Genomic DNA, 14,568 nt, shown 5'->3' with positions numbered 1-14,568 from the left:
TTACTCTCCTTCTGCTTTCAAAAATACTTCTTCAATACTTGAAACTTGATAACTTTCTTTTAAGTGTTGCGGTGTATCAAAAGCAATGATTTTTCCACCTAATAATAAGCCGACCTTATCCGTTAACTCTGCTTCATCCATAACATGGGTAGTAACTAATATCCCAACCCCATTGTCTCTAAGCGCGAATAATTCTTTCCAGATTTTCTTCCGAAGAGAAGGGTCGATTCCAACTGTCGGTTCGTCCAAAATCAAGAGCTGAGGATTCCCCAGAAGCGCGATGGCTAAAGACAAGCGTCGCTTCATTCCTCCAGAATAACCGAATACCGTTTTATTCAAATGCTCTGTCAGATCCACAACTTGAGCCACATGGGCAATTTCAGCTGTCAGATCTCTTTTGGATAGCCCTTTTAGCTGACCAAAAAATTCCAGATTTTCTTGACCTGACAAAGCCTCATATAAGGCATCTGACTGGGCCATATAACCAATATCTCCTAAAATATGACGATTGGGCATAGTATGATCCAATACCAAAGCAACCCCTCCGTTAGCTTTTTCCATCCCTAACATAGTCTTAATCATAGTCGATTTACCAGCACCAGACGGACCTATTAAGCCTATAATTTCTCCCGGCTGCAATTCAAAGCTGACATGATTCAAAACCATTTGACGACAAAAAGACTTATCCAAATCTTGTAAATGTAGCAATTTTTTCATATGCTTCCTCCTAGGTGAGTGTTTACTCACTTACTGAATATAGGCCTATTATAGTGAGTGTTTACTCACTTGTCAAGAAAAAAGTTGAAATTCTTTAAAAAATAAAGCACCAGATTCGTATCTGATGTTTATAATGCACATGTCTTATTTCTAAAAATGTTTTTGAACTTCCTCTCTATACTCCGAAATGGTCTTTTCTGTCCACTTTTTAAAGGCCTATTTTCCCTCTACTTTTCTCGGCTAATCCAACCATCGTCATTGTTATCGCAACTCTAATGACCTTGGTAATGGGAATTCATTTTACTTATTTTTATATGAAACAGACTAAGAAATTTTCAAGACCTAATTGAAACCAAATTAGCCCTTGGAAGTCAAAAAATCCTCGAACTCTACGCTGACCGTCTAGCAGAATCAGACCAAATGCGGCATGGCTTTCTAAGAATTCGGTTAAGGGACGTAACCTACAAGCTGCTTACGTGGATGGATTTACTTTGAGAGATTTCTTCGCCTTCAACCAAGGACTAAATAAAATGGGTGACCAAGCACTTCCTTTTAAAATTCACCCTGAACATTTTGTATTTGCTGGAGTTCACGGTGGACAGGAAGTGAGGAGTTGATTGGAGAGTACGGTCAACCAACTTATCAAAAAATCTTTATCAGTCTAGATACTGAAAAAACAGGCGTTCCGAATGCCGATACAAAAATTTCTATGGCAGGTGATACTGCTACTCTCATGTCCGATACAAGCCTTGATATCAAGATGTATGGTATGCATCAGTTCAAGATGAAAAAAGGTGGACTCCGCATCAAATTAGGCGTCTTTTCCCCAGAAGCAACCCCAAGCTAGATGGAGCTCGGTCACCAAGAACACCTAGCAGTTGAATTTTTCAATTCCCTCACAATCGCCTACCAAAACAAAACATTTAAGGGAAAACTACTCAATACCTTCTTAAAATTCAAGAAATTTAAGTAAACAAAAACGGATGACTGAACAATTTAGTCTTTGAAAGCTACGATTATAAAATCCCTCGTAACATATCAATCTATCACCGATATAAAAAGGATAACATTTCTCTGAAAATGCTATCCTTTTTGTTTATCCTCGTCCGCCAGGGGCTGGACCGCCAGGACCTCCATTCGGACCTCCGCCTCCAGGCATAGAATTGACAATATCTGTTTGTTTTTCGCCGTTGATGTAGATATCCCCACCTGTGTAAGTTGCTGTTCCATCAAAGTCAAAGCCTGATTGTCCTATTAATTTAATAGTTCCACCTGTGACCGTTATATTTCCGTTTGAGTCAATTGGATCTGTGTCCCCTTGACCGACTTCAACAGTTAGATTACCACCTGTCATGGTAAAGTAAATATCACTTTGCTGGGCATTTTTATTAGCTGCATTCACCCCATCATCAGTCGCGTAGACATTGATATCACCACCATTGATCGTAATGGATTTTCCTTCAATTCCTTCAGTCGCATTCTTGACTGTGTAAGTACCGCTATCAATCACTAGGTTGCCAGAAGCGTGAATGCCGTCCTCGCCTGCTGTGACTGTTATGGTATTGTTAGCCAAATACATATTTCCGACAGTCATATCGTCATCATTATCAACTTTAACACCATCTTCCTTGGCATCGATGGTCATGGTTGTACCAGTGATGTTGAGTTCATCATTAACATTAAAGGCATCATCAACTGATGTGATGTTAAAAGTTCCACCCGTGATGTGAAGTGTATCATTTGCCTTGATAGCATTGCTTTTCTTACCATCTACAGTGAGAGTTCCTGAGCCATTGATGGTCAAATCAACCTTAGAAAAGAGAGCGGCATTTGCCTTTTCATCACTGTTAGAGCTTGAGTCAGAGAGACTGTTGGTGGTTCCCTCTGCTAGAGTGAGGTAGACATGACCTGCGCTTGTAGCCGAAATAGCCGCATCTGTATTGGTCATGGTAGCGCCTTTTAGGACAAGTTTCACATCATCAGACTTATCAGCTGCTATTTTAATCTGCACTCCGTCAGACTGACCTGAAATCACATAGGTACCTGCTTTTGAGATGGTCACCGTTGAGCCAGAAACTGTCACCCCGTCTCCAGAGATACTTGCAGATGAGCCAGATAACTCAATCTTAGAGGCAGTGCTTTCATCATAAGAAGTGTCGTAGTCCTTTTCTGTAAAGTAAGAAGATTGACTGTTTTTAGCTGAAGTTGTGATAGCAGTGGTATCTGCCGCTGCAGTTGTACTTGACTTGGTCGTTGACTGCCCACAAGCTGTCATCAAGGTCAAAGCTGTTAAACTGGTTAAGATTAGAGTCCATTTTTTTGATTTCATACTTTTTTCCTCGCCTTCCTTTAGCTTGACCTTAGTTTACAGGGTAAGTCTGAAAAAAATCTAAACTTTTTCTGAAAGTTTTCTTAAGTTCAGTTTCAGTTAAGTTATCTTTAACAAAAGTTTTAGGAAAATTCCATAGACTAATTACAAGCAAGTTCAACTTGCCCAGACACACCTATCTGCTAATAAGATAGTGTACTAAAATAGTTTGATAAAGGAGACAGGATTTATGAAACCAATTGAAACAAGCTTTAAACGAATCGAAACCAAATATGTCGTTGCCAAGGGTGACTTGGCTAATTTAATAGAGAACTTAAAAATATACCTCGTCGAGGATGACTATCCAACTTCGACCATTTCCAACATCTACTTTGATACAGAGCAATTTGATATGATTCAGGAGGATGGCCAAGGGACTAAGCGAAAAGAAAAGATTCGGATGCGAACCTATCTCAGTCAAGTCCAGCCTGATAGTCAGGTATTTTTAGAAATCAAATCTAAGGACAGAGCTGGTGTCGGACGAAAACATCGTCTCTTATCGACTCCCCAGTCTATCACCCAGTTTATGACCAAGGGACAGCTGGATAGCAGTATCAAGGACCGAATGATAATTGAAAAAATTCAGCAACTCCAAGAGGAATATCAGCAAGCTATTATCCCTCGTATGTATATTTACTACGACCGTTTTTCTCTCAAGGAAAAGAAAGAAATTAGCGGATTTCCCTACAATAAAATTCGTATCACCATTGACCAAAATCTAACCTATCGTGATGATAATGTCAGTTTATTCTCAGGCAAGGACGGTTTCCCTCTACTAAACGAGGACATTGTCATCATGGAAATTAAAGCACCTGGTAGAAAACCCCAATGGCTACAAGATATTCTCGACCAATATGGACTGGTAGAGCAGAAATTTTCAAAATACAGCTGCGCCTACCACAAGTCTCAAGGGCTGGACTATAGCCCACGACCAAGCACAGAAAGTGTAGGTACTACTTATGTCTAATCTTTTCAACTCTATTTTCAACGACACAACTGCCACTGCCAATCCTATCCAGCTCTTTCTGGCTCTCTTGGTCAGCCTGATTTTAGGTTTGGCGCTGACCTGGGCTTACAAACACCGTACCCTCTATACACGGGAATTTGCTGTTAGTTTGACCCTACTCCCCTGCTTGATGACCTTGGTCATCTTTCTGGTAAATGGCAGCTTAGGAACCTCTATCGCTGTTGCAGGAACCTTTAGCCTCATTCGTTTCCGTTCAGCTACCAGTGGCTCACGGGAGCTAATTGCGATCTTCCTTGCCATGATTATCGGGCTGGCAGCAGGGACAGGCTACCTAGCTCTAGCTATTCTCTTCACCGTCTTTATCTTAGCAGTATGGCTTCTTTTAGAAAAGCAACAAAGCAAGAGCAATCACCAACGTCGCAGACTATTAACCATCACAATTGCCAACCAAGAAAAGCAACTCCAAACTATCCAATCTGGGCTATCACAATTCTGTACTGAGTTAGACCTTATCTCGATTGATACCAGCAATGATGGAGAACAGGTCACCACTGTCTATGAAGTGGATTTCAAGGCTCAAACCAACGACTTTCAAATCATCAATTACCTCACTAGAGAACAGGATACTTACCAGGTTTCCCTGACCAAAAATGCTAAGAAGAGAAAGAATTTGTAAAACTTCTAGCGTGAAACCTCTCAAAAAGCTAGGTAAACACTCAATTGAAAAAAAGTTAATCTAATTTATGATAAAAGGCATCATATCAACGTTTTTTAAACACCTGATATGATGCGCTTTTCTTATCTTAAAAACTTTTTTACCAATCTCTTTATTTAACAGGTATCTCCTTAATCACACGCGCAGGATTACCAGCTAGGACAACGTTGTCGCCGAAGGACTTGGTGATTACAGCCCCTGCTCCAGCAACAACATTATTGCCCAGTGTTACTCCAGGAAGGACAATGACACCTCCTCCAGCCCAGAAATTATCTCCGATAGTAATAGGCTTGCCGTATTCAACACCTGAATTACGTTCCTGCGGGTCCAATGGATGGAGGGGAGTCAAGAACTGACAGTTGGGACCAATCATAGCATTGTTCCCGATGCGAATCGGACAAACATCCAGCATGGTCAAGTTCCAATTAGAATAAAAATTTTCCCCTAGATGGATATTGACTCCATAATCGACTACCAGTCGTGGATTGACAAAGATATTTTGTCCAGTCGAGCCGAACCAAGTCTTGATGATTTCGGCTCCCTTTAAGGGATCTTCTTCCTTGTTAAAAGCAGCCTGTTTTTGGCGAGAAGCCTGAGCCAAGGTCCGCAATTCTGTATCCGATGGACGGTAAAACTCTCCTGCTATCATTTTTTGGTATTCGCTAGTCATAGCACTCTTCTCCTTATTCCCTACTATCATATCAAATTTTCTACGTATCTGACTAGAATAAGGGGTACTTTCTACAATTGATCCTCTGATTGTCATCATATCCTGTCTAAACGAATACTGGTCACAATTCCGTCTTGGTCTGTGACTTCCAATTGGCTCGATGTCAGCCACTTGATTGGTGCATCAACTTCTTGTGCTCGCTGCGCAATCGTTAACAGTTCTTCTTTACTAGCGACCTCAATGACATAGTAGGCCAAACCTGGCAAGCCTTGCTTACGCGGAGCTAGGCCTTTTCCTCCCCATTCATTGACTGCTAAATGATGATGGTAATCCCCAGCTGCAATCCAACTAGCGCTAGGCACACTGAATTTATCCTTTAACCCTAACACCTTTTGATAAAACTGGCTGGACTTTCGACTATCCTTGACGGAAAGATGAATATGCCCCATTCTCGTACCTTCTGCCAAGATAAAGGGTTCTACTCTTTCCCCCAGCTCATAAATGTCCTGCGCCGCAAGAGCCTCCGTCACTCCGATAATGCGTCCGTCTTCTCGAATATCCCATGTGGAAACCGGCTTATCTCGATAGAGTTCGATCCCATTTCCCTCCAAATCCTCCAAATAAAGGGCCTCACTGTAACCATGGTCTGCACCGCCGACAAGAGGAATCTGTAAATCTGTCAGGTGTTTCAAGACATCAGCCAAATCCTTTCGTGTCGGCAAGAGAATAGCCAGATGGTAAAATCCATAATGTTCCCTTACTTCACCGCTCTCTTGTGCTTGAATCAAGTGTACCAAATCTTTACCTCCAAGTCCCAGAACGACCTCTATCTCAGTTTGAGATAAGATTTCTAAACCAATGATTTGCTGATAAAAGGCTGTTTGACTGGCTAAATCCTTTACATTCAAAACTACCTCTGCCAAATAAATGTGGCTCTGGTATTCATAGGTCATAAATATTTCCTCTTTTATTGTAACTTTAATTATTACAACTATTATATAACTTCCATTAAGAAAGTCAAGCCAGACAACTTATAGATGATGATTCTGTCATCTTGTCTATATGAGACTAAAACAAGAAAATCTACAGAGATTTGACAATCAAACCATTGAAAAATTTTTACCAACTCTAAGATGACTCTCATCACAACCCCAAAAGAAAAGGAGCAGATATGATATCCTACTCCTTATTCATATCAGAAAATCTAATTCAAATTAGTCTTCTTTTTTCTTGCGAGCAAGAAATCCAAATCCACTCAAGACACCTAAAAGTCCAAGTGCTGCTAGACTAGCATTGTCTTCCGTACCAGTGTTCGGAAGTTCAGCTTGTCCTGTTTGAGGTACCTCTTCCCCAGATTCTGAGTGTTTCCCATGAGATGACTTGTCCTCTTTTTGGGCAACCGCTTCATCTTGATGAGAACCTTCTTGTTTTGTAGGTTCATCAATCTTAACAGAATTTGACTGAAGGTATTCTTGATCCTGTGGTTTCGTTACGTCATCACCTATTAACTCAGTATATAAATGAGTAACAATACCATCTTTTTCATGGGTCATTGTATATCGATATTTCTTACCATTTTTCGATATGATATCAGATTTAGGAGCCAATTTACCAATTTGAATTGGAATGAGCTCTTCATTTGATCCAATAATAATATGGCGAGTAATCAATAATGGAGTTACAGAATGAACCGCTGGGTCACCTTTTTCACTAATGATACCTTCTGGTAATGCTGGCTGTACTTCTGGCTCACCTTTCTCACTTACAACTCCTTCTGGTAATACCGGCTGTACTTCTGGTTCGCCTTTTTCACCTACAACTCCTTCTGGCAACGCTGGCTGTACTTCTGGTTCACCCTTCTCGCTTACAACTCCTTCCGGTAATGCTGGTCGTACTTCCGGTTCACCTTTTTCACTAAAATATTCTACAAAGTCATAAATAACCGTTTTTTCATTTTCATCAACTGTACCCATTTCTGGCGATGAAGTAGCACGATGTCCTTTGTAAAAATAAGACTTACCATCTTTTTGAAGTATTGTTCCCACATTAGGAGCAGTAGACGTATATTCATCTCCGATAGAAGCATCTTGTGTTAGTAGTTTTCCTGCTGCTATTTCGGTACTTGTGCCTTCTATCATGTATTTTTCAAATACATTTCCAGCAGTTGCTAACTTATAGACATAGGTAATTACAGTGGTTCCTGCTATTACGTTTCCTGACTCTGCAAGGGAACCATCTTTCAATCCTACTAGTTTATATTTTTTACCATCTTTGGTTATTTCTTGTAGTTTTACCGTTGTAGCATCATATGAAACCTCATTATTCGTTGTCGTTGGTGTTCCTACTTCTACTTTTTGATTATCCTTATTTAAGTAATATTTAGTTTCTGTAGAAGATATCACTGCATCTTTAACAACATCTGTACTTTCTTTAATAGAAGTTCCATCCTCTAATTCATACTTAACAATAACACTACCTTTACTTTCAGTTGTCTCTGTTTCTTCCTTAGCGTAGATGTTTTTGATATTTGTTAACTTATCACTGATATGATAGGCACGAGTTGGTTGATATAAGTCGTAATAATGAATTTCACTATAAATAGGCTCAGATATTGACGCATGTTGTTCATATTTAGTAGGTGCGGCAATTCTATATCGAACTCCATCTTTTTCATATTCTTTATATAATTGGCCTAATCCATATTGATATCTAGTATCTTCACTATAATATTTCGTACCAAAATAACCAAAGCTATAAGCTAAATAAGTTTTTTCTGGTTGATTAGAATCATCATCTTCACTAGGATAATAATAATCTGTATTCTTATCTCCTAGTTTAAAATCCACATTTACTTCAAACACATTTTTTACAAAAGTTGCATTTGTTGGAACTTGGTCGACATACTGAATTGCTTTATGAGCCTCTTTAAACTTCGTGACATTTGCTTTTTCACTCTCGTAGTTAGCAGTGTCTTTAAACTCTTCAATATTTCCAACAAATTTTGGTTCTACTTTATCTCGAGAATTTTTCCATCCTACTGTAATTTCTTTTTCGCCAAACATTTCTTTTAGCTTAGTTATATATTCTGTCACATCGTTATATTTTACAAACTTTCCGTTTTCTCTTATATAACCATTAAACTCCTGATGTACAGAATAAGTAGGACGATTCTTATTATCTACTGCATTTTTATTTGTTAATGTAACCTTATAGATTTCTTCCCATGTCTTTTCTTTTTCAGAGTTAGTGACATCTTCGTCTTTTAAATCTCTTAATCTCTCATCTAAAAGATTATTTAAGCCTTCCTCTAATGCTTTCTCATNAAAAAATGCACCCGCCGTATACGCTTCTTGTTCCGTTGCTGTAGAAACAGATTCTTTTAATGCTACCTCATTTTTTTCAACAACTAATATAGTATCTCCTTCCTTAATTCCACCATCAGTTGTTATATTTTCTTTTGTAAAATCTTTAGCATCATTTTCACCTTGTTTAAATGTTTCAACAGCCCAAGAATCATTGGCTGTAGTTGGTTTTGTGGCTAAAACATACTTCCCATATTTTCCTTCATCAGTTTCAGAAACTAACCAAACTCGACTACCTTCTTTAATATTGTTATAGCGAATACTTCCATCTTCATTATGCAAGTTTCCAGGATTTGCATGTACTGTAATATCATTGAAAGTTGTTTCCTTAGTAGTCCCCTCATGTTTATCTACTTCTGTATCAATCTTATGATATTTTTCTCCGTTCTTTTCTAAAACTTTATCAGCTTCTTTGATTTTACTTAAAACATCATTAGTTAAATTTGCTACATTTCCTTCATAACGTTTGCCAAAAAGTCCACGAATTTTATAATCCATAGTAGTACTAGAAAGGTGTTTATCACCAACAGGAATTTCTACATCAGATTCTTCTTTCAGCACTTCGCCTTCTTTTGTGACATAAGAAATTTTTGAATCCTTAAAGTTATCTTCTCCTTGTTTTTTTATAGTTTCCTTTTCAACTCTGTCTAAATGATATTTGGCTCTACCTTCATTCTCGCGATGATTTCTTTCATATCCATCTTCTGTCCCCGTTGCATGATAATTCAAACCATCAAACACATGCATTTTTGGCATTGTATAGCTACCAGTACCATTACTCAACGTTTCCATTTCCACATTATCTTTTGCAGGTGTTACTGTAGTTTCATTAGCTGTATTTGTAGTTTCTTCAGCCAATACCGGACTAGCTCCAACAACCATCATTCCTAGTAAAACAGAAGCTGCACCTATTCCTTTGTATTTACGTAATGAATATTTTTGAATTGTATCTTTTTTCATAAGGTCTTTTCTCTTTTATTTCTTTCTACTCATTATAAAAATTTATACTAACTATACTAGTATATCACTCTTAGTTTCCTTTATCAAACAATTATACATAAAGGAAATTAAAAAAAATAGATAATAAGATATCCAATAAAATCTCATTATCTATTTCATTTTTAGGCGTTCATGAGTGATAAATATCTCTTAGAAACTTGTTCTTTTAAATATCGATTCACAAACTTACTTGTATTTTCTAGCTCGATTTCTTTATCAGTCTCATATAAACACTTGATAAGATGCGCTAACTCCTCTGGTGTATCATATAAGCAAATATCTGAGTTCTTAGATGCATAATATTGATGAGCAATTTCAACATTAGAAAGCAAGGGAATCAATCCAAAACTCATGGCTTCAACGCAGGCATTGGCAAATAGTTCCTTTTGGGAAGTTGAAATATAGCCATCATGTTCCCAATAAGGTACCTCATCTACATATCCAACAACATGAATGGTAGATGGCAAAGTCGGATACTCTTTCTTCAATTTGTCAATATCTCCACCATATAAGAATACCTCTACAGGTAGGCCTTCTTGTTCTAACTTCCTAAAGGCTTCTATAATCCATTCTACCCTTTTTACCTTACTCATATTTCCTACATAACAATAAGAACTTGGATTTATTCTTTTTGTGACTACTGAGGAATTTTGAGAAACAAAAATCGGCGGCATAAATTGTGCGTGATACCCTAAATCTTGCAAGATTGATGTTAATACTTCTGAAGCTACTAAATATCTAGTTTTTCTTCTTAGATTATGAGCTGGATTTAGCAATACATTGTCATGGATATATTCCCAATAGAGACGGTTTGTATTTTCTACAAAGCGCCATAATTTGGGAGTCACCACGTTATGTTGATCTCGAATTAAGATGTCTTTCTTATCTGTAAGACTGATTAATACCTGAATCAATAAGTCTTCGTAGGTTAACCATTCTCCATCTTTATAATATAAATAATTGTCCTCCATCATATAAATGGGACTTGGTTCTTCTCTTGGCTTATAGTACCGTGCCCGCATCGCTGTCGAACCATCTCGATTTAACCATTCCAGTTCTTCTTTTTTATTTTTCTTTAAATATAATCCAGAAGTAAAATATAGGGTTTCTTCTTCTAATTCAATGCTAGCCACAAATCCATTAATCACAGTCATTTTTCCATTAGGATACCTATCAATGATATCGGAAGGACGAATACTTAATTCATCATGACCAATATCTGATTGATAATGGCTTACACTCACTAATTCATCCCTTTCAAAACCTATTTGTTCATAGCCTGCCTTCCAATCTGGTCGAACTTGAGGATGGGTTAAAATATATAGATGTCCCCAACCTAAATAATCTGCAATTTTCTTTCTAGACAATTGGGATGATTCAAAGCCATATTTTCTAACCTCTCTTTGCCAGAGCCCTGGATGTATTGTAACCATTTTAGTCATAACAATCTCCTATCATACACGGTAACCTTCGCGACTCATTTATCTGTACTTGTTTGTCAGAAAGATTTACTAATCTGAATTATATCATATGAATCATACTTTTACTAGATTCTATCAATATACCTAACATCTACTTAATACCCCAATAAAAAATCCAAGCTAGTGCATGGATTTACATTTCCTAATATATATATTTATGCTACCAGCCAAGTGAAACCCTTTCAAACTGACAACCTAAGCGTCGCAATTCTTTTTGACGGTCCTCATAGTAGGGGAGGGAAATGCCTGTGATGGTCACATGGGGCAGGTCTTTAAGGTGCAGGCTGACGGATGAGGTAAAATGATAGACATGAACGAACTCGTATTCTTGAAAGAGTTGGGCTAGGACATCTTCAAAGATCAGCTCCGTCTCCAAGTAAGTCACGTTTGGAATAGTGAAGGTTTCCTTGGGATGAGGCAGATAGAGGTCAATGGCTAAGGCCTTGGCATAGGTACTAATAAAGCGGATGGAGATTTGGTCGTCCTCTTCAGAGAACTTTTGACCCAGCAGGACCTTGACCGTCTTGCCATTTGAGACGGGTGCTTGTGGCAGGTCAAAAAAATGCTCCAGATAGACTAGCTTCTCTCTAGCTACGACATGGTAGTCACTGCAATAGAGGGTATAGTGCTTTTCCGTCCGCTCAATCAAGTCATCTCTGCTCAAGCCCAAAGAACCCACCTGACTGGGTTGAAGAGGGAGGGCATACATTCCCAAAGGGTAAATATCCGCATAGCCATCATCGAAACTCATGAGGTGATGGTAGGTCGAACTAGCAACCAAGTCCAAAATCAAGCTATTGTCAAAACTCGCATAAAAGATGGTTTCATAGTCTCCGGCCAGCTCCTGACAAATCTGAGCCAAGTCCTCTGTCGTCTGAGGATAATGAACATGGTCAAAATCCTTTGCATAATGCTCCTGACGAGCATTTTTGACAGGACTGACATAAAGGCTAACAAAGTCCTGATCAGGATAGAGTCCTTTGATATGCTGTGCAATCTTGGCCTGCAAGGGCGTTGTGGCAATGATGAGGTGTTTCATCTCTTTGATTCTCCTAGGTGGTGATGTTGCAGCAAGGTCTCAACGACTTCAAAGTCCAAGGCATCGTCGATATCATAAGAATAGAGTTTGGGCATTTCATAGGCTACTGTCTTATCTGTGTAAAAGGTCTCGTCTCGTAGGTAAAGGTCCTTGCGAGAAATCCAAATACTACCGTTGGGATAGTAATAGACAGGCTCTTTTTGCCGAGCATAGTGCTTAGAAACCTGAGGCGGACGGATAAAAGGTGACTCCCCTAGCTGCAAGAAAAGACTACGACTCTTGTCTGCCTTGACACAGGAAATCAAATGATCGGCTCCAGACTGACAGTAGAGCTGATAGGACTCGATAAGATGCTCTACCTCTCTCAGGGGTGAGGTCACCTGTAGATTCACAAAGACCTGCTCTTTCTCAAAGGGTTGTAAAAAGTCTCGTAAGGTTTCTAAGCTAGAGGTTGTTGATAGGGCCAATTCTTTTGGTCTATGGACACAACGAATCTCTGGATAGGCTTGACGACAGAGTTCTAAATAGGCTAATGAGTCTGAGGAAACCCAGATGTCACTAAATAGCTTAGAGGTTAGAGCAACTTCTATGGTATAGAAAACCAAGGGTTTACCTGCAAGCGGTTTGATATTTTTATCCACTAAGCCACGTGAACCCGAACGGATCAAAATGACAGCTATGGGTTTAGATTTTGCTTTCATATAGTATTCCTTTGGTTTTCTATTGTATTGGACCAGTGAGAAAAGCTAGATTGATCAACTTACAACATCCTAGAAGTTCTTATCTAGTAGTTCGCGGTAGCCTTGGGTCACTGTCCCTAGTGAATAGTGAGATGCTAGGGCGATATTTTCTGCATTTGACTGGCTATAATCTGCTTGTTCCATCTCTTCTATCTTTTGAATCAACTCTGATTTGGTTTTAAACAAGTTGATGGCATTGGACTGGCTAGCATAGAGACGATGAGCAATATCCACATCTGATAACAAAGCCAGCAAACCTTGATTCAAGGCTTCAACACAGGCATTAGCAAATAACTCTGTGTAACTTGCAGACAGATAGCATTGGTGCAGATGATAAGGCACTTCGTCAACGATACCCTTAAAGTGAATGGTTGGTGGCAGGTCGTAGCGATTGCGAAGTTCCTCCAGACGATCCTCTGTACCACCATAAAAGGTAATCTGGGCCTTGGACCCACGTTTGTAGAGTTCGATAAAGGCTTCAATGACAAGTTCAACATTCTTGCCTTCTCCCATATGACCCACTAAACAATAGTCTAGCACAGGTCCCACTTCTTTGATTTGACCGGGATTTTCTGTAAACATAGGTGGCAGGAATCTTGTCTGGTAACCTTCCTTGGCCAAGCTTTCTGTCAACTTTTCACTGGCAACTAGGTATTTGTTTGTCTTGCGCAGATTGGCGAGGCGTAAGTCTCGCATGACATTTTCATGGACGACTTCATAGTAATTTTTGTCCGTGTTTTCCATATAACGCCAGAGGCTGGGTTTGGGAACAATTTGTTGGTCACGGATAAAGAGGTCGGTTTGCTGGGCCCATCTGGCTAGGAACTTCACTAACAAGTCCTCTTCAGAACGGATTTCTCCTCCTATGCGGTAGATGTATTCTGGATAAAAGATAGTGACAGGAGAGGGTTCTTTGAAGGGATCGATAAACTTGGGTACTCTCATGGATTTCCTTGGCTGGATGAATGGTGACAATTCTCGACATGATGTAGACTCTTTCTCTCTTATTTTCTGCTTATAAAGGAAAAACCACCCTCACAAAAAGGCGAGGGTGGTTCATCCGTTACAATGCTTGGGGATTTCCTAGCAAGTTCCCCCTCAAAAGGACTTTATGCTATTCTATCACAAAGACTGACCATCTGCAAGATAGACTGGATTAGACAGGATAGCTTGGGGGAGTTTTCTTATTGTTTATAAATCGATTCTCTGAAATCATCTGTGCTACGTAGGTAGGCATTGAAGATTTTTTGTTTACAACTTTCAATCATGACCACCCGTCAAACGGGTGGTTTGTCCCAGGGCTATAAGCCCAAATTACCAGCCAGCGCCTAAAGACGCTGGCTTTCACTTTGTTCAAGCCTTATTGCTCTTGACTCGTCACTTGCCTCTCAAAGAGGCTTTAGTATTACTTACCACTATCCCTAAAGGGATCCTCATATTCTTTTACACTTAATTTATCTAGTGCTATATCATGCTTTTCCTGTTCTTGAATATATTTCTTAATTGTGGC

12 protein-coding genes and 1 pseudogene are annotated in these 14,568 nt (G+C 39.1%); 3 read left to right on the top strand and 10 right to left on the bottom strand.

What is annotated here, in order from left to right; all coding sequences use genetic code 11:
- Positions 1-717 (bottom strand): ABC transporter ATP-binding protein, encoded by a 717-nt coding sequence (locus D8836_RS09215; protein ID WP_084926001.1) that lies wholly within the window; start codon positions 715-717, stop codon positions 1-3.
- A 613-nt stretch (positions 718-1,330) separates the two neighbouring features.
- Here D8836_RS09215 and D8836_RS09200 point away from each other — a divergent pair.
- Positions 1,331-1,564, top strand: a complete 234-nt coding sequence (locus D8836_RS09200; protein WP_125393807.1) for a hypothetical protein — start codon at positions 1,331-1,333, stop codon at positions 1,562-1,564.
- A gap of 249 nt (positions 1,565-1,813) precedes the next feature.
- Here D8836_RS09200 and D8836_RS09195 read toward each other — a convergent pair whose 3' ends face one another.
- Positions 1,814-3,046 carry a carbohydrate-binding domain-containing protein gene (locus D8836_RS09195; RefSeq protein ID WP_125393806.1) on the bottom strand — a complete coding sequence of 411 codons (1,233 nt, stop codon included), beginning with the start codon at positions 3,044-3,046 and terminating at the stop codon, positions 1,814-1,816.
- Positions 3,047-3,275: 229 nt separating this feature from the next.
- Between D8836_RS09195 and D8836_RS09190 the strand changes: the two genes are divergently transcribed.
- Together D8836_RS09190 and D8836_RS09185 are read left to right on the top strand one after the other, a co-directional pair.
- Positions 3,276-4,052, top strand: a complete 777-nt coding sequence (locus tag D8836_RS09190) for a polyphosphate polymerase domain-containing protein (protein WP_125393805.1) — start codon at positions 3,276-3,278, stop codon at positions 4,050-4,052.
- Positions 4,045-4,728, top strand: coding sequence for a DUF4956 domain-containing protein (locus D8836_RS09185; protein WP_049521315.1), 684 nt, complete (start codon positions 4,045-4,047; stop codon positions 4,726-4,728). Before D8836_RS09190 ends, D8836_RS09185 begins: the two co-directional genes overlap by 8 nt.
- Positions 4,729-4,879: 151 nt before the next feature.
- On the opposite strand, the gene D8836_RS09180 is transcribed toward D8836_RS09185, so the two are convergent.
- The 8 genes and pseudogenes from D8836_RS09180 to D8836_RS09145 form a co-directional block, all read right to left on the bottom strand.
- Positions 4,880-5,437 (bottom strand): sugar O-acetyltransferase, encoded by a 558-nt coding sequence (locus tag D8836_RS09180; RefSeq protein WP_125393804.1) that lies wholly within the window; start codon positions 5,435-5,437, stop codon positions 4,880-4,882.
- Positions 5,438-5,532: 95 nt separating this feature from the next.
- Positions 5,533-6,390 carry a VOC family protein gene (locus tag D8836_RS09175; RefSeq protein WP_125393803.1) on the bottom strand — a complete coding sequence of 286 codons (858 nt, stop codon included), beginning with the start codon at positions 6,388-6,390 and terminating at the stop codon, positions 5,533-5,535.
- 261 nt (positions 6,391-6,651) lie between these two features.
- Positions 6,652-9,759 (bottom strand): LPXTG cell wall anchor domain-containing protein, encoded by a 3,108-nt coding sequence (locus D8836_RS11575; RefSeq protein ID WP_125393802.1) that lies wholly within the window; start codon positions 9,757-9,759, stop codon positions 6,652-6,654.
- Positions 9,760-9,920: 161 nt separating this feature from the next.
- Entirely contained in the window at positions 9,921-11,240 is a 1,320-nt protein-coding gene (locus D8836_RS09165; RefSeq protein ID WP_125393801.1) for a glycosyltransferase, read from the bottom strand.
- Between the two features lie 199 nt (positions 11,241-11,439).
- A complete protein-coding gene (locus D8836_RS09160) occupies positions 11,440-12,318 on the bottom strand; it encodes a glycosyltransferase family 52 (protein ID WP_125393800.1) in 879 nt (292 codons plus the stop codon).
- Positions 12,315-13,019 (bottom strand): acylneuraminate cytidylyltransferase family protein, encoded by a 705-nt coding sequence (locus tag D8836_RS09155; RefSeq protein ID WP_125393799.1) that lies wholly within the window; start codon positions 13,017-13,019, stop codon positions 12,315-12,317. The genes D8836_RS09160 and D8836_RS09155 overlap by 4 nt, the downstream gene beginning before the upstream one ends.
- Positions 13,020-13,088: 69 nt before the next feature.
- On the bottom strand, positions 13,089-14,003 hold the full coding sequence (locus tag D8836_RS09150) for a glycosyltransferase (RefSeq protein ID WP_260468282.1): 915 nt from the start codon (positions 14,001-14,003) through the stop codon (positions 13,089-13,091).
- 460 nt (positions 14,004-14,463) lie between these two features.
- Positions 14,464-14,568 (bottom strand): annotated as a pseudogene (locus D8836_RS09145) (IS200/IS605 family transposase); the annotation flags it as partial.

It is taken from the genome of Streptococcus mitis, assembly GCF_003942995.1.
Lineage (GTDB): Bacteria > Bacillota > Bacilli > Lactobacillales > Streptococcaceae > Streptococcus > Streptococcus mitis_CV.
This window is presented reverse-complemented; position numbering and strand designations above follow the sequence as displayed.

Excerpts from the sequence above, each read along its gene's own strand:
- D8836_RS09215 (WP_084926001.1), bottom strand. The coding sequence starts at position 717 with ATGAAAAAATTGCTACATTTACAAGATTTGGATAAGTCTTTTTGTCGT.
- D8836_RS09195 (WP_125393806.1), bottom strand. The coding sequence starts at position 3,046 with ATGAAATCAAAAAAATGGACTCTAATCTTAACCAGTTTAACAGCTTTG.
- D8836_RS09190 (WP_125393805.1), top strand. The coding sequence starts at position 3,276 with ATGAAACCAATTGAAACAAGCTTTAAACGAATCGAAACCAAATATGTC.
- D8836_RS09185 (WP_049521315.1), top strand. The coding sequence starts at position 4,045 with ATGTCTAATCTTTTCAACTCTATTTTCAACGACACAACTGCCACTGCC.
- D8836_RS09180 (WP_125393804.1), bottom strand. The coding sequence starts at position 5,437 with ATGACTAGCGAATACCAAAAAATGATAGCAGGAGAGTTTTACCGTCCA.
- D8836_RS09175 (WP_125393803.1), bottom strand. The coding sequence starts at position 6,390 with ATGACCTATGAATACCAGAGCCACATTTATTTGGCAGAGGTAGTTTTG.
- D8836_RS09165 (WP_125393801.1), bottom strand. The coding sequence starts at position 11,240 with ATGACTAAAATGGTTACAATACATCCAGGGCTCTGGCAAAGAGAGGTT.
- D8836_RS09160 (WP_125393800.1), bottom strand. The coding sequence starts at position 12,318 with ATGAAACACCTCATCATTGCCACAACGCCCTTGCAGGCCAAGATTGCA.
- D8836_RS09155 (WP_125393799.1), bottom strand. The coding sequence starts at position 13,019 with ATGAAAGCAAAATCTAAACCCATAGCTGTCATTTTGATCCGTTCGGGT.
- D8836_RS09150 (WP_260468282.1), bottom strand. The coding sequence starts at position 14,003 with ATGAGAGTACCCAAGTTTATCGATCCCTTCAAAGAACCCTCTCCTGTC.